This is a genomic window from Streptomyces sp. 351MFTsu5.1 (assembly GCF_000383655.1).
GTDB classification, from domain to species: Bacteria; Actinomycetota; Actinomycetes; order Streptomycetales; family Streptomycetaceae; genus Streptomyces; species Streptomyces griseorubiginosus.
Genome location: NZ_KB911783.1, coordinates 291,902 through 306,972 on the forward strand (window position 1 = coordinate 291,902; position 15,071 = coordinate 306,972).

Genomic DNA, 15,071 nt, shown 5'->3' on the forward strand with positions numbered 1-15,071 from the left:
GCGGAAGGGCGATGAATTTCCCTGCGGGTGCTGGTCTACCTCCCCGACAGCACCACGGACCGCTTCCCCGCTTCACCGCTTCCGCCAGGAGACCCCGATGTCCGAGACCACCGCCCCCGTCACCGCCGCCTCGTCCTCCGTCGCCGGCCCCCGTGTCATCGCCGAGTCCCCGACCGCCCGCGGCCGCCGGGCCCGAATCGCCCTGCGCGTCCTCCAGGTCGTACTCGCCCTGTTCTACGTCGTCGCGAGCGCGCTGCCCAAGCTGATCGCGCTCCCCGCGGCCGTCGAGAGCTTCGACCGGATGGGTTGGGGCAGCGCGGGCATGTACACCATCGGCGCGCTCGAACTGGCCGGTGGGATCGCCCTGTTGATCCCGGTCCTCCAGTCGGTGGCGGCCGTGGCGCTGAGCGGGCTGATGGTCGGCGCGTTCGTCGTCCAGCTCACCTGCTTCGACGGGGAGAACGCGGCGACCCCGCTCATCCTCATGATCCCGCTCGCCCTGATCGCCTGGGCCCGCCGCCGGCACACCGCGGACCTGCTGCGGCTGCTGCGGCTGCTGCGACGAAGGGCGGTGTGAGGAGCGGCAGGCCTCGCAGCGGTCGCAGCGGTCGCTGTGGCCGCCGCGGGCCGGTCAGTGGGTCAGGGCGTCCGGGTCAGTCCGGGCGCCCTGACCTGTTGGAGCCACCGCCCTTGTCCGAACGACGTGCCCTGACCGACCTGTCGGACCTGCCGGCTCGGTCAGGCCTGCCGCCCCGCTCCGTCCCGCCCCGGTCGTCGAAGCCGGCCGGATCGTCGAAGCCGGCCGGGTCGCCGACGTCGGCCGGATCGTCGGAGCCGCTCGGGGTGTCGGTCCCGCTCCGGCCGCCCGGTCCGGCGAAGCGGCGCCGGCGGTCGCCCTCCGCGAGACCGCGCAGCCGTTCCAGTTCCCGGCGGTCGCGCTTGGTGGGGCGGCCCGCGCCGCGGTCGCGCAGGCCGGCCGGGGCGAAGGCCTCGCGGGGCGGCGGCGGGGGAGAGTTGTCGACGTAGCACTGGACGGCCACGGGGGCGCCCACCCGCTTGCGGATGAGCCGCTTGACGACCACGATCCGTTCCCGGCCCTCCTGCCGGACCCGCACCTCGTCGCCGACGCGCAGCGAGTGGGCGGGCTTCACGCGCTCACCGTTCACATGCACATGCCCGCCCCGGCAGGCGGTGGCTCCCGCGGAACGGGTCTTGACCAGCCGTACGGACCAGATCCAGCTGTCGGTGCGCACGGTCTCGCCGTGCTGGGGCCCGGCCGCCTCCGCGGCGGCGACGGCGGCGGCGACCTTCGGGTCCGGTGCCTCGGAGGCCTCGGCCTCGGGGGTCACGGCCTTCGGAGCCACGGCCCCGGTCTCGTCGTCGTCCGTACGTTCCACAGCCATGGCTCCGACCTTAGTACCCGGGGCCGGGTACCCCGGCGGGCTTTTCCTGCCCGTACGGTGGAGTGGTGGACGCCCTTGCCGAGCTCGACCGCCGGATCGCGGACTGCCGGGCCTGTCCCCGGCTGGTCGAGTGGCGGGAGGAGGTGGCCCGGACCAAGCGGGCCGCGTTCGCCGACTGGACGTACTGGGGGCGGCCGGTGCCCGGGTTCGGTCCCGCGGACGCGCGGATGCTGATCGTCGGGCTCGCTCCGGCCGCGCACGGCGGGAACCGCACGGGACGGATGTTCACCGGTGACCGCTCCGGGGACGTGCTGTACCAGGCGCTGTACGACATCGGGCTGGCCTCGCAGCCGACGGCAGTGACCGCCGACGACGGTCTGGAGCTGCACGGTGTGCGGGTCACCTCGCCGGTGCATTGCGCCCCGCCCGCCAACAAGCCGACCCCCGGGGAGCGCGACATCTGCCGGCCCTGGCTGGTCCAGGAGCTGAACCTGTTGCGGCCGACGCTGCGGTCCGTCGTCGTGCTCGGGGCCTTCGGCTGGCAGGCGGCGCTGCCCGCGTTCACGGCGGCCGGCTGGAGCGTGCCCCGCCCACGGCCTGCCTTCGGCCACGGGGCACGCGTCCCGCTCGACGGCCTCGAACTCTTCGGCTGCTTCCACGTCAGCCAGCGCAACACCTTCACCGGCAAGCTCACACCCGAGATGCTGCGGGACGTCCTGCGCACGGCGGCCGCGGCGGCGGGACTGCGGGGCCGTACCGCCGAAATCGAGGCGACGAGGCCGCCGTACGACGGTTAGGGTCGCCGGATGCCTCTCTACCCGGAGATCGAACCGTACGACCACGGCATGCTCGACGTCGGCGACGGCAACCACGTGTACTGGGAGACCTGTGGGAACCCGGACGGCAGGCCGGCCGTGGTGCTGCACGGCGGGCCGGGGTCCGGGTGCACGCCGTGGGCGCGGCGGCTGTTCGACCCCGCCGCCTACCGGATCGTGCTGCTCGACCAGCGGGGCGCCGGGCGGTCGCGGCCGCACGCGAGCGCGTACGACACCGACATGAGTGTCAACACGATCCCGCATCTCGTCGCGGACCTGGAGCGGCTGCGGCGGCACCTGGGGATCGAGCGGTGGCTGGTGTGGGGGCTGTCGTTCGGTTCGGTGCTGGGGCTGCGGTACGCGCAGACGCACCCGGAGGCCGTGACGGAGATCGTGCTGACGGGGATCGCGACCGGGTCCGACGCCGAAGTCGCCCTGCTCACCAGGGGAGTGGGGAAGATCTTCCCCGAGGCCTTCGAACGGTTCGTCGGCGAGTTGCCCGTCGCCGAACGGGACGGGAACCTGGCCGCCGCGTACAACCGGTTGCTGGAGTCGCCCGACGCGGAGGTCCGCGCGCGGGCGGCGCGGGCCTGGACGGACTGGGAGACGGCGACCATTCCCGCCCCGCCAGGGTCGGTCGAGCGGTTCGAGGACCCGGTGTTCCGCGCGGGGTTCGCCCGTACCGTCACCCACTACTGGGGCAACGGCCACTTCCTCGGTGAGGACGGCGTCGTCCTGCGTGACGCGCCCCGGTTGAAGGACATCCCCGGCACCCTCGTCCAGGGCAGCCTCGACTTCGGCAACCTCCTCGGCACTGTCTGGCGGCTCCATCACGCCTGGCCCGGCAGCGAGTTGACGGTGATCGACGAGGCGGGGCACAGCCCCGGGGCCCCCGGAGCGGTCGAGGCGCTGGTGCGGGCGACGGACACCTACGCGCGCGGCTGAGGCCGCTGGACCGGCTCGCCCGCGTCCCCGAACAACTGCCGTACCGTCGACTCGTAGTTGGTGCGTACGTGCGCGAGGGCGTGCGCGCGGGCCCGGTCGGGGTCGCCCGAGGCGATGGCCTCGTACAACTCGCGGTGTTCGACGAGGAGTTGGGGCCACTCCTCGTTTCTGCGGGTCATCCAGCGCAGCCGCCCGGCGACCGGTTCCAGCGCCTCCACCAGCAGGCTGTTGCGGGCCATGGCCACGATGCTGTCGTGCAGGCGGCTGTTGATGTCGGTGATGGCCTCGGCGTCCCCCGCCGCGGTCGCGGTCGCGGCCAGGTCCAGGAGCCGCTCGACCTCGGCGAGGTCCTCGGGGGTCGCCCGGGCCGCGGCCAGACCGGCGGCGCAGACCTCCAGTGCCTCGCGCAGCTCGAAGAGTTCCCTGACGTCGTTCGGGGTCAGTCGCCGTACGACCGTGCGGCGCGGGGTCTCGAAGTGGACGAAGCCCTCGGCGACCAGGGCGCGGATCGCCTCCCGGACCGGCACCCGGGAGACGCCGAAGCGGTCGGCGAGCTCCCGCTCCACCAGTCGGTCGCCCGGGCGCAGTCCGCCCGCGATGATCTCCTGTCGCAGGGTGGCCAGGACACGTTCGCGGACGGCGCCGAGGGGCTCGGTGTTCGTCGTGGAGCTCATGGAGCCATCTTCGCCGACGCCGGTGCCGTCGTTGACCGCCGGAGCCGTGTTAGGGGCCTGTCCTGTTTTACGGAGCCTTAACGAACGCGACATCGGTCGGAACTCTTGACGGAGGGACCATGTCGGCAGTTTGGTATACCAAAACTGGATGCCAGGCGGCCGCCATCCTCCTGTCCCCCGTCCTTGGAGGCCCCGTGTCCCTCGCCGACAGCGCCGAAGCCACCGGCGCACCAGCGTTCGTCCCCGATCCCCGGCTCACCAACGAAGACCTCGCGCCCGCGGGCAAGCGCAACTGGAAGGTCTTCGACCTCTTCGCCATGTGGATGTCCGATGTCCACAACCTGGGCAACTACACCTTCGCCGCCGGTCTGCTGGTCCTCGGCATGAACGTCTGGCAGGTCTTCACGTCCCTGCTCGTCGGCTTCGTGCTCATCTACGTCGGCATGAACTGGATGGGGAAGATCGGCCAGCGCCACGGCGTGCCGTTCCCCGTGGTCAGCCGCATCAGCTTCGGTGTCTGGGGCGCCAACATCCCAGCCCTGATCCGGGCCGTGATCGCCATCATGTGGTACGGCATCCAGACCTACCTCGCCTCCGTCGCGGTCAACGTGATGCTGCTGGCCGCCTGGCCGGGACTGGAGTCCTGGACCCACAGCTCCTTCCTCGGCCTCGACGCGCTCGGCTGGGTCTCCTTCGTCTCCCTCTGGCTCATCCAGGCGGTGATCATCAGCCAGGGCATGGAGTCGGTCCGCAAGTTCCAGGACTTCTGCGGCCCGGCGATCTGGCTGGTCATGATCGCCCTCGCGATCTGGGTCCTGGCCAAGGCCGGCTGGAGCATCTCGCTCACCACCACCCCGCACCCGGTGTCGGTCGGCGAGCAGTGGCGGCAGTGGTTCGGCGCGATCGGCCTGATCCTCGCCACCTACGGCACCCTGATGCTCAACTTCTGCGACTTCTCCCGCTTCGCGCCGGACTACAAGACCGTCCGCCGCGGCAACTTCTGGGGCCTGCCCATCAATTCCACGGCCTTCGTGGTCGTCTCCGTGATCGTCACCGCGGGCTCGCTGGAGGTCTGGGGCCAGGCCATCACCGACCCGGCCGAACTGGTCGCCAAGGTCGGCAACACCTGGGTGATGGTGCTGGGTGCGCTCACCTTCGCCGTCGCCACCATGGGCGTCAACATCGTCGCCAACTTCGTCTCACCGGCGTACGACCTCGCCAACGTCTGGCCGCAGAAGATCACCTTCAAGGTCGGCGGCATGATCAGCACGGTGGCCGCCCTCGTCGTGACCCCGTGGAACCTCTTCTCCAACCCGACCGTCGTCAACTACTTCCTCGGCGGCCTCGGCGCCTTCCTCGGCCCGCTGTTCGGCGTGATCATGATCGACTACTACTGGGTCAAGAAGGGCCGCGTCGACGTCGACGAGCTGTTCAAGGCCGAGCCCGGCTCCCGCTACTACTACCGCAAGGGCGTCAACCCCAAGGCTCTGTGGGCGTTCCTGCCGGCGGCCGCCGTCGCCGGGGTCCTCGCCCTGGTGAAGACCTTCAGCGACGTGGCCCCGTACTCCTGGTTCATCGGTACGGCCCTCGCGGCCGGCCTGTACGCGCTGCTGTGCCGCACCGAGCGAGCCGCTCCTGCGGTCCCCGAGGCCGTGGAGGTCTGATAAACGTGCGGATCGTCGTCACCAACTGCAACACCACGCAGGAGATGACCGAGGAGATCGTACGAGGTGCCCGGGCCGCCGCAGGCCCGGGCACCACCGTGCTCGGGCTCACCCCGCGGTGGGGGCCCGAGTCCGCGGAGGGCTGGCTCGACAGCTATCTCTCCGCGGCTGCGGTCATCGACCTGCTGCGCACCTACGAGGGTCCTTCCTACGACGCCGTCGTCATGGCCGGGTTCGGTGAGCACGGACGCGAGGGCGTCCGGGAGTTGGTGGACGTGCCGGTCGTCGACATCACCGAGGCCGCCGCCCATCTGGCCTGTCTGCTCGGCCGCCGCTACGGCGTGGTGACCACGCTGGAGCGCTCCTGCGGACAGATCGAGGACAGCCTGGAGCTGGCGGGAGTGGGGCGCAACTGCGCCGCCGTCGTCGGGACCGGCCTGGGGGTGCTCGACCTGGGGGACGCGGAACGCACCGAGGCCGCCTTCCTCGCGGCCGCCGAGCGGGTACGGGAGGCGGGCGCGGACGTCCTGGTGCTGGGATGCGCCGGGATGACCGGGTTGCAGCGGGCCGTGGGGGAGAAGCTCGGGCTTCCCGTCGTCGACGGGGTGGGGGCGGCGGTGAAGCTGGCGGAGTCGCTGGTGGGACTGGGGCTCACCACCAGCCGGGTGGGAGGCTACGCGCGGCCCGTGCCCAAGAAGCGGGCCTGGGGACCGCCGAGCGCGGGATGACACCCGCGGCCGCCTCTTCGGTTGCCGGGCGGCGGCAGCACGGGGTGACACCCGCGGTCGTCGGTCGGTCGGTGAGCGTCAGGGCTGCCAGACGTACCGCACATCCGGCTCCCGTTCCTCGTTGCCGCTGCCGTCGGTGCGTTCGGCCTCGACGAAGCCGTGGCGTTCGTAGAAGCGGTGGGCGGGCTTGTTGACCTGGAACGTCCACAGGCTCAGGCCCTGCGGCGACCGCTCCTTGGCGAGCGCGACGAACCGGTCACCGATGCCGCGTCCCCGCCAGTCCGGGTCGAGATACAGCTGGGACAGCAGGCCCTCGGCGAGGACCATGAGCCCCACGACCCGTCCCTCCGCGTCGGCCACCCACGTCTCGCGCCCGGGAACCACCACGTCCCGTATGTACGCGCGCACCTCGTCGTCGGACCTGGGCCGGACGACCGTCGGCAACGCGGCGGTGAAGGAACGCAGATACACGTCGGCCGTGGCCGAGGCGTCGGCGGCGGTGGCCCGGCGGATGACGACCCCGCTCACCGCGCCGTCCCCTCCGGGTCCGGGACGACCGCCGTGGCCGTGATCTCCACCAGCTGTCCGGTGTACCCGAGGCAGGCGACCCCGATCAGCGTCGACGAGTGCGGACCGCTGCTCAGCCCGGACGCCTCGACGACCTCCCACACGGTGGACAGCACCGCGGGCTCGCTGCTCACCACGTACACGTCGGTGGCCAGCACATGCTCCAAGCCACTGCCGACGGAGCGCAGTTGCTCCCCGAGATTCGCGATCACCTGCTCGGCCTGCCGCGCGGGATCCCCCTCGCCGACGAGATTCCCCCGGCCGTCCAGCGGAACGGACCCGGCGAGAAACGCGAGCTTCGTGCCGGCCTCGACGACGGAGGCGTGCGAGTACGTGGGCGGCGGGAAGAGGGCCGGGGCGGTGACGCGCTGGATCACGGGGGCTCCTGTGACGAACGGCGGGCAACCTTTCGATCATCGGGGCCGGGGGGAGGGGACCGCACCTGAATTTCCGGGCCCGACCGGAGCCGGTCCACCGCCCGACGCCTCCGCAGCGCCGCTTCCCGTACCGCGCCGGACCGCCGCACGGCCACCGCCGAGACAGCCCTGAACTCCTCGCTCCGCTCCACCGCCTCGACCCGCTCGACGCTGTAGAGGCGGGTCGGAGGGGCCGTACGGAAGTACGGGTTGGCCCGCCGCAGATCGGGCTCGCCGAGCAGCCGGCGGATCATCCCCGCCGTCCAGCCCCGGGCCCGCAGACCCGCGGCGGACAGATGCGTGCGCCGCGCCCGCTGGTCCTGATCCCACTCGTCCTGGTCCCACTCGTTCTGGTTCCGCTGGTCCCGATCCCGCTCGTCCGTCGGCATCGCTGGTTCCCCCCGTCGTCGTGACACTGAGTGACGACTTCATTCATAACGCGCCCCGCTGACAACGGCCCCCACGGCAGCCTGAAATCCCGTGGAACGCCACCCTCGGCCCCTGTAGCTCCGACCGTGCTGACCTCCCGTGGCCCTCGGGGGCTCGCGGGCCCAGGGCACCGCGCGGCCGGACAGCGACTGGGACCTCGCGATCTACTACCGGGGCGCCTTCGACCCCGCGGATCTGCGCGCGGTCGGCTGGCAGGGCGAGGTGTCCGAGGTCGGCGGGTGGGGCGGCGGCGTGTTCAACGGGGGTGCCTGGCTGACGGTCGACGGGCGTCGGGTCGACGTCCACTACCGCGATCTCGACGTGGTGGAAAGGGAGTTGGCGCAGGCCGAGGAGGGCCGCTTCCGGGTGGAGCCGTTGCTCTTCCACCTCGCGGGGATCCCCACCCACCTGATCGTGGCCGAACTCGCCGTCAACCAGGTCCTGCGGGGAGACCTCCCCCGCCCGGCGGCCTATCCGGAGAAGCTCCGCGCCTCGGCCGCCGCCCGCTGGCGCGACACCGCCCACCTCACCCTCGCCTACGCCGAGGCCAACCACGCCCCGGCGGGCCGCCTCGCCGAGACCGCGGGTGCCCTCGCCACGGCCGCCGCCCAGATGGGGCACTCCGTACTCGCGGCCCGGGGGGAGTGGGTGACGAACGAGAAGCGGCTGCTGGAGCGGGCCGGGTTGCGGGAGACGGACGGAATCGTCGAGTCCCTGTCGTCGGCACCCGGGTCGGCCGTCCGCGCGGTCACGGAGGCACGGGCGCTGTTCGACCGGGTGGGCTGAGCGGTCGTAGAGCCGCTGCCGGCTCGCGGAACCGCGTTGTGTTCATAAAGAACGTGGCTTGTGCATGCATCGTCACACGCGGGTAACACAAGCGGCCCGAACCCTCCAAGAACGCGCCTTACCGTGGAGGACACCGCTCAGCGCCCGGCCACCGTCGCCCGAAGGCACACCCCCGCCTCCCTCGACGACAGGAGCCCCGTGTCACGCCCCGCCGTACGGATGCACCTACCGCCCTGGCTCGCCCACGCTCTCCGCGCCCAGCGGGGACCGATCCCCTGGAGCGCCGTGGTGCGGGGGGCCCTGTCCGCGGGACCGCTGTTGTGCGCCGGGGTGCTCGCCGACCGCACCTCGCTCGGTGTCGTCGCCGCCATCGCCGCCATGCTGGCCGGGATCAACGACCGGCCCGGGAGCCGGCGGGCGTCCGTGCAGCGGATCGGGACGCCGGCTCTTGCGGGGGCGGCCGGAATGACCCTCGGGACGTATGCGGGGGACCACCTGGGAGCCGCCGCCCTCACCGCTCTGCTCACCCTCGTCGGACTGGTCGCCGGCGGTGTCAGTGCCGTCGGGCCCGTGGCCTCCGGGGCCGGGACCCAGCTGCTCGTCACATCGGCGATCGGGGCGGGCATGCCGTTGCCGGAGGAAGGGTGGCTGCGGGCCCTCGCCTATCTCGGCGGGGCCTGCTGGCTGCTCGGGCTGCGGCTCGCGCTGCCCACTCCCGGCGCGCTCGCCGGGGACTTCCGGTTCGACGGGGAACGGGAGGCCGTGGCCGCCGTCTACGACGCCGTCGCCGGACTCCTCGACGCCGTCGGCACCGAGCGGGCCAGTGACCGACGCGTCGCCCTCACCGCCGCCCTCGATCACGCCCAGGACGCCCTCACCGGTCCCCGGCTGCGGCGGTACGCCAGCTCCTCCGCCGAGCGGCGGCTGCACGCCCAGTACGCCGCCGCGCTGCCCCTCGCCGAAGCCGCCACCGCGCTCGCCTGGGCCGGGGAGGCGGTGCCAGAGCGGGCCTGCGCCGGGCCCCGGCGGCTCGCCGTCGCCGTACGGGAGAACACGCACACCGGACCGCTGCCCGCGCCCACCCGGTCGGCCCCCGCGCTGCGGGCGCTCGACGACGCGCTGCTGCGGGCCGCCGAGGCCTTCGACCGGGGGCGCGGCGGCGATCTGCACACCCGCAGGCGCACCGCCCGGGGCGTGCTGCGGTCCGTCCTCGGGGCCGGCGGGCGGGAGTACGGGCTGCGGGTCGCCCTCTGCTTCGGGGCGAGCGTCGCCGTCGCCCAGGCCCTGCACCACTCCCGTTGGTACGGGGAGCACGCGCACTGGTACTGGCTGCCCGCCACCACCGTCTTCCTCGTCAAGCCCGACCTCGGACCGCTCGCCTCCCGGGTGCTGTGCCGGGCCGCCGGAACCGTCCTCGGGGCGCTGCTCTTCGCCGGGTTCGCGCTCGTGCTGCCGCGGCCCGAGGGGCTCGTCGCGCTCGTCGCCGTCAGCGGGGCGCTCATCCCGGTGGCCACCCGGCACTTCGCCGCGCAGACCGCCGTCGTCACGGTGCTCGTCCTGGCGCTCGTGATGGTCGGCGGCGAACCGCAGGCATCCCTCGGCCGGATCACCGAGACCCTGCTCGCCTGCGCGATCGTGCTGATCGTGGGGCACCTGCCGATGCCGGGGCAGCGCGGCGGGGGAGTGCGGGCCCGGCTGGCGGCGGCGGGCGGGGCGGCCGAGGCCTATCTCGCGCATGTCCTGCGGGAGGCCGAGGGGACTGTCCTCCGGGAGGCAGACGGGACTGTCCTGCGGGAAGCAGAGGGGACTGTCGTGCGGGGCGCCGAACGCCCCGTCCTGCCGCGGGGCGAGCGTCGAGTGCTACGGCGGACCCAGCGGCCCGTGCTCCGGAACTCCCTGCCCGCCGTACGGGACGCCCGCATCGAAGGCACCGCCGCCGACGACCCCCGACCCCTGCGCTGGACCCTCCGCCGTGAGGCCTATCGCGCGCTCGCCGAGGCCCGTACCGCCATCGCCCTCGCCGCCGCCGAACTCCCCGCGCTCGCCCGGCACTCGGAGGGCGCCGAGGAGATCGCCGCCGTGCTCGAGCGGCTCGTCGACACGACCACCGCGTGCGCCGTCCACCTCGACGACTCCGGACGGCTCACCGCCGGGGACCTGGACCGGCTCACCGAACTCCTCGACGAACTCGGGCGACTTGACGGGGGACACGGGCTGGTGGGTCTGCGATGCTCCGAACTCCCCCTAGCCGGTTAGGAGTTCACGCATCCCACGGCGCTTCGTCGCGACCGTACCGCGTCACAGGCGCACCCACACCGGTGCGTGGTCCGACGCCGTCGCGTCCCGCCGCGCCGCCGGATCCGCGCCGACCGACGGCAGCCGCATCGCACCCTCGTGCGGCAGACCCGTGCCCGCCTGCCGGACCCGGTGTATCAGGTGGTGGTCGCACAGGATGTGGTCGATCAGCTCGCGGCGGCCGGCGTTGACACGGGAGAAGCGTTCCTCGGCGGGGATCAGCGGGGCGGTGTCCCACAGGCGGCCCGCGTCGCCCTTGTCGGGCATCTTGTAGCCGGAGGTGCCGATCTCGGAGCCGGGCGGGCCGAGCAGGATCTGGGTGGTCGCGGCCTGCACCTCGTCGTTCAGGTCGCCGAGCACCATCACGTTCCGCTCGCGTCCGTCGCCGTCCAGCAGTTCGTCGGCCAGCGCCCTCAGGGCCGTCGCCTCCGCCGCACGGCGGTACAGGGCGTATGCCCCGAAGCGGGCCCGCTCGCCCTCGTCGCGCGGCTGGAAGCGGCCACCCGGGTACGACAGCAGCTTCGACTTGAGGTGTGCACCGCCACCCGCAGCGGCCCGCGGTCCGTCTCCATCTCCACCGCCAGGAAACCGCGGCCCGACCCCGCCACCGTCGCGCCCTCGTCGTCGGCCTGGACCGGCCGCAGCTTCGGCGGGAACACGGTGGTGTCGGCCAGCACCTCGAAGGCGTTGCGGGAGATCACGCCGACCCGGATGCCCCGGCCGTCCGGGTGCTGTGAGGTCGCGACGGTCCAGCCGCTGCCGAGCAGATCGACCAGGTCTTGCAGGGCCTCCGGCTCGCCGACCTCCTGGACGGCCAGCAGCGTCGGGTCGAGGCCGGTGATGGTGGCGGCGAGGGCGGCGAGCTTCGCGTCGTAGGCCGCCTTGTCCCGGGGACCGAAGGGGCCGCCGGGTCGGTACAGGTTCTCCAGGTTCCAGGTGCCGAGAAGCATGCCGGGCTCCCTTCAGAAGCCGGTCCGCATGAAGAGGTGTGGTCGACGGGCCGTCCGGTCGGTCCCTGCCGTGAAATGGCGTCAGGTGTGCGGCCAGGCCCTGCCTGACGCCAGCGTGCCCCGTCCGCACGGGCCGCGACAGAGCCCTGACGGGATGCGCGGTTCGGCTCACGCACCGCGCCCATCACGCCGTACGTCGGCGTGATGACCGGCTCTCGCGCCGGCTCTCCCGACCCTTCCGCCGTCGGCCCGACCGCCGGTGCACCCGCTGATCTCATCATCACCGGACGCACCGTCCTCGTGCACGACGATCAAGAGCGGACCGGGTTCGAGGAGGACGCCGCGATGGTCGTACCTGTCGTGCCGAGGGGATTTCCCGCGAGGGATTTCGCGTGGCAGCGATGAGTTCCGCCCGTCCCCTCGGTCACCCCTCCCGACGGACCGTCGCACAGGAGGGACCCCATGGCGCTTCCGGAGATCGCCTCGCGAGAGGAATGGCGCGCTGCCCGCGCGGAGTTGCTGGTCAGGGAGAAGGCGGCCACGCGCGCGAGGGACGCGCTCAACGCCGAGCGGCGCCGGCTGCCCATGGTCGAGATCGAGGAGGAGTACGTCTTCGAGGGCGGCGACGGCAAGGCCACCCTGCTCGACCTCTTCGAGGGGCGCGACCAGCTGGTCGTCCACCACTTCATGTTCGCGCCCGAATGGGACGCCGGGTGCCGCGGCTGCTCCGCCTTCCTGGACCAGATCGGGCATCCGGCCCATCTGAAGGCACGGGGAACGACGTTCGCCGCCGTGTCGAGAGCGCCGTACCCGAAGATCCTGCCGTTCAAGGCGCGGATGGGCTGGACCGTGCCCTGGTACTCGTCGTACGGCGACCGCTTCAACCACGACTTCGAGGTCACCCTGGAGGCCGACGGGGAGCAGACCGAGCGGTCCGGGATCAGCTGCTTCCTCAGGGACGGGGGCCGGGTCTTCCACACCTACTCGACCTATGAGCGCGGTCTCGACGGGCTCGGTTCGACCACCAGCCTCCTCGACCTCACCGTGCTCGGACGGCAGGAGGAATGGGAGGAGCCCGTGGGCCGGGCTTCCGCTCTCGGTGCGCCCGCCGGCGCTGTGCGCATCAGGTATCACGACGAGTACGACTTCTGACACGGAAGGTAGCGAAAGTGACCGTTGAGTAACCGGACTCTCACACTTCGCGCTGGACGCGTGTCAGCTACGTCTCAGTACGGCAACGCAGCGAGGCGATCCGGCTCCGGAAGGCGTTAACTCCTACAAGCGCTCCACGGGTGAGCGCCACGCTTTCTGGAGGTGCAGGATGGTGAACGGGCGAACAGTGCTCGAACGCTTTCCCGCCGGTGGGCCGCGAGGATCGTGGCCCGCGGAGGAGTTCGCGCAGGCGAGGCGTCTCGAGGGACAGCCGGCGGAGGTCGTCATGGACCTCGCGTCCGACATGTTCCTGGTGATCGTCCGCAGTGGAGGGGCGGCCGACGCCGTCGCATGAGGTCAGCCCGCCTCCTCGGCGGGCACCTTTGCCGTGAACTGCTCGGCCTGGAGCGAGTACAGCTCCGCGTAGACACCACCGGAGGCCAGAAGCTCGTCGGGCGTGCCCGACTCCACCAGCCGGCCCTGCTCCAGTACGTGCACCAGGTCCGCGTGTCGTACGGACGCCAGCCGGTGGGTGATCAGGACGACCGTCTGACCGGTGCCGGCGAGGGCGCGGATCTTCTCGAAGACCTCCAGCTCGGCGCGTGCGTCCAGAGCGGCCGTCGGCTCGTCCACGATCAGGATGTGGCCGCTGCGGTAGGCGGCCCGGGCGATCCCGAGCCGCTGCCACTGTCCGCCGGACAGCTCGTGCCCGCCGCTGAAGTTGCGGGCCAGCAGGGTGTCCAGGCCGCGCGGCAGATCCTCCAGCACGTCCCCGGCCCCGGCCTCCGCGACCGCGCCGGCCACCCGCTCGTCCGTGAGCGGCACCGAGGAACGGCCGACGGCCACATTGACGCGGGCGGTGAACGGCCACCGCTTGAAGTCCTGGGCGACCATCGCGACCCGCTCGGCGAGCAGCCGCCGGTCCGCCCGCGCCGCGTCCACGTCGTCCCACAGGATCCGGCCCCGGTCGGGGGCGTACAGGCCGGCCAGCAGTTTCACCAGCGTGGTCTTGCCCGAGCCGTTCTCGCCGACCAGCGCGACGATCTTGCCGAGCGGCAGGGTGAGCGTCACGTCGTCGAGGGCGGGGCGGGTCGCGTCACCCGGGTAGGTGAAGGAGACGTTCTCGAAGCGGATCTCGCGCGGGTCGTCCGGCAGCGCGATCCCGCCCACCGGGATCGCCCGCTCGGCCGCCTCCCGGTACAGCCGCTGGAGATCGCCGACGAACAGCGCGTCCTCGTGCAGTGAGTTCACCTCCATGACCAGCGTCTCCAGGCTCTGCGAGCCGGTGCGGATCGCGATCACCGCCGTACCCGCCACGGACAGGGCCATGGCGCCCGCCAGCAGCAGCCCGCCCAGCGTCGCGTACGTCGCCGCGGTGGCGAGGCCCGTCCAGGACGCCGCGATCAGTCCGGTGCGGGCGGCGAGCCGGGCCAGCCGGGCCTGCTCCGCCTCCGCCGTCTCCGCCATCGACCGGAAGTGCCGCAGCAGGAACGGGCCCACCCCGTGCACCCGGATCTCCGGCGCCGCCTCGGGCTCGATGAGCAGGGCGCCGAGCAGCCGGCTCGCCCGGACGTGCTGCACCCAGGCGTGGTACCACTCGTACCGCCTGCGCGCGATGGTCAGCGCGCTCCACGCGCTCGGGATCGTCATCGTGACCAGCAGCGGCAGCAGCGCCGGATGCAGCACGGTCAGGACGCCCGCCGCCGCGATCATCGAGATCACCGCGTTGACCACCCGGGTGGCGCACGGGATCATCCGGCGGGCCGAGCTAGCGCCGTACTGCGCGGTGTCCAGCAGCTTGTGGAAGGCGTGGTCCTCGATCGCGGCCAGTTCCACGGCCGCCGCCCGCTCCAGATACCGCTCGGTCGCCACCCGTTCGACCTTGGGTTCGAGCCGTCCGGTGGCGTACGTCGACGCGGCCCGCAGCAGTGCCCCGACCAGCATCACGGCACCCATGGTGACCAGGGCGGGCGCGGCCCCCCGCAGCCGGTCCTCCAGCGAACCCCCGCCGATCAGCCGGCCCAGCACACTGTTGACGGCCAGCAGACTCACGGCCTGTGTCAGACCGCGGCCCACCTCGGCGGCCAGCACGGTCCGCGCGGCCTGCCGGTCCGCCTGCCAGGCCAGCCGGAGACTCGCCGACAACAGCACCGGCAACCGGACGACCATGGACCGGAACCCCAGCTCCAGGAACGCGTCGGAGTGCGAGTTCCACCCCATGTCGTACCGCAGCGGCCCGCCGAACAG

General features: G+C 72.5%; 15 protein-coding genes and 1 pseudogene. 9 read left to right on the top strand and 7 right to left on the bottom strand.

The genetic code is table 11. The features are described 5' to 3' along the window. Window positions 1-97 precede the first annotated feature (97 nt). Window positions 98-577, top strand: coding sequence for a DoxX family protein (locus H295_RS0122195; protein ID WP_020137553.1), 480 nt, complete (start codon window positions 98-100; stop codon window positions 575-577). Between the two features lie 76 nt (window positions 578-653). On the opposite strand, the gene H295_RS0122200 is transcribed toward H295_RS0122195, so the two are convergent. Continuing rightward, window positions 654-1,403 (bottom strand): RNA-binding S4 domain-containing protein, encoded by a 750-nt coding sequence (locus H295_RS0122200; RefSeq protein ID WP_020137554.1) that lies wholly within the window; start codon window positions 1,401-1,403, stop codon window positions 654-656. Window positions 1,404-1,468: 65 nt separating this feature from the next. Between H295_RS0122200 and H295_RS43440 the strand changes: the two genes are divergently transcribed. Both H295_RS43440 and pip read left to right on the top strand, forming a co-directional pair. Beyond that, entirely contained in the window at window positions 1,469-2,200 is a 732-nt protein-coding gene (locus H295_RS43440) for a uracil-DNA glycosylase (protein ID WP_020137555.1), read from the top strand. 9 nt (window positions 2,201-2,209) lie between these two features. Then, complete coding sequence (gene pip / locus H295_RS0122210) at window positions 2,210-3,163, top strand: prolyl aminopeptidase (protein WP_020137556.1); 954 nt, start codon at window positions 2,210-2,212, stop codon at window positions 3,161-3,163. Here the strand turns inward: pip and H295_RS0122215 are convergent. Next, window positions 3,148-3,837 (bottom strand): GntR family transcriptional regulator, encoded by a 690-nt coding sequence (locus H295_RS0122215; RefSeq protein WP_020137557.1) that lies wholly within the window; start codon window positions 3,835-3,837, stop codon window positions 3,148-3,150. The two genes, pip and H295_RS0122215, sit on opposite strands and share 16 nt — an antisense overlap. A gap of 194 nt (window positions 3,838-4,031) precedes the next feature. On the opposite strand from H295_RS0122215, the gene H295_RS0122220 reads away from it, so the two are divergent. Both H295_RS0122220 and H295_RS0122225 read left to right on the top strand, forming a co-directional pair. Continuing rightward, the gene (locus H295_RS0122220) at window positions 4,032-5,501 is read left to right on the top strand and encodes an NCS1 family nucleobase:cation symporter-1 (RefSeq protein WP_020137558.1); all 1,470 of its coding nucleotides are present in this window, start codon (window positions 4,032-4,034) and stop codon (window positions 5,499-5,501) included. Between the two features lie 5 nt (window positions 5,502-5,506). Continuing rightward, entirely contained in the window at window positions 5,507-6,229 is a 723-nt protein-coding gene (locus H295_RS0122225; RefSeq protein ID WP_020137559.1) for an aspartate/glutamate racemase family protein, read from the top strand. 78 nt (window positions 6,230-6,307) lie between these two features. Here H295_RS0122225 and H295_RS0122230 read toward each other — a convergent pair whose 3' ends face one another. The 3 genes from H295_RS0122230 to H295_RS44775 are packed head-to-tail and all read right to left on the bottom strand — an operon-like array spanning window position 6,308 to window position 7,601. Further along, on the bottom strand, window positions 6,308-6,757 hold the full coding sequence (locus H295_RS0122230; protein ID WP_020137560.1) for a GNAT family N-acetyltransferase: 450 nt from the start codon (window positions 6,755-6,757) through the stop codon (window positions 6,308-6,310). Next, window positions 6,754-7,173: a RidA family protein gene (locus tag H295_RS0122235; protein WP_020137561.1), complete on the bottom strand. Its 420-nt coding sequence runs from the start codon at window positions 7,171-7,173 to the stop codon at window positions 6,754-6,756. Before H295_RS0122235 ends, H295_RS0122230 begins: the two co-directional genes overlap by 4 nt. Then, window positions 7,170-7,601: a hypothetical protein gene (locus tag H295_RS44775; RefSeq protein WP_020137562.1), complete on the bottom strand. Its 432-nt coding sequence runs from the start codon at window positions 7,599-7,601 to the stop codon at window positions 7,170-7,172. Before H295_RS44775 ends, H295_RS0122235 begins: the two co-directional genes overlap by 4 nt. A gap of 139 nt (window positions 7,602-7,740) precedes the next feature. On the opposite strand from H295_RS44775, the gene H295_RS43450 reads away from it, so the two are divergent. Both H295_RS43450 and H295_RS0122250 read left to right on the top strand, forming a co-directional pair. Then, entirely contained in the window at window positions 7,741-8,427 is a 687-nt protein-coding gene (locus H295_RS43450) for a nucleotidyltransferase domain-containing protein (protein ID WP_020137563.1), read from the top strand. A gap of 219 nt (window positions 8,428-8,646) precedes the next feature. Continuing rightward, window positions 8,647-10,683: an FUSC family protein gene (locus tag H295_RS0122250; RefSeq protein ID WP_020137564.1), complete on the top strand. Its 2,037-nt coding sequence runs from the start codon at window positions 8,647-8,649 to the stop codon at window positions 10,681-10,683. A gap of 42 nt (window positions 10,684-10,725) precedes the next feature. On the opposite strand, the pseudogene H295_RS43455 reads toward H295_RS0122250, so the two are convergent. Then, window positions 10,726-11,672: pseudogene (locus H295_RS43455) on the bottom strand (endonuclease/exonuclease/phosphatase family protein). A gap of 462 nt (window positions 11,673-12,134) precedes the next feature. On the opposite strand from H295_RS43455, the gene H295_RS0122260 reads away from it, so the two are divergent. Next, a complete protein-coding gene (locus H295_RS0122260; RefSeq protein ID WP_020137565.1) occupies window positions 12,135-12,824 on the top strand; it encodes a DUF899 domain-containing protein in 690 nt (229 codons plus the stop codon). Window positions 12,825-12,993: 169 nt separating this feature from the next. Next, a complete protein-coding gene (locus H295_RS0122265; protein WP_020137566.1) occupies window positions 12,994-13,179 on the top strand; it encodes a hypothetical protein in 186 nt (61 codons plus the stop codon). Window positions 13,180-13,181: 2 nt separating this feature from the next. Here H295_RS0122265 and H295_RS0122270 read toward each other — a convergent pair whose 3' ends face one another. Then, entirely contained in the window at window positions 13,182-15,044 is a 1,863-nt protein-coding gene (locus H295_RS0122270) for an ABC transporter ATP-binding protein (protein ID WP_420706242.1), read from the bottom strand. Window positions 15,045-15,071 lie beyond the last annotated feature (27 nt).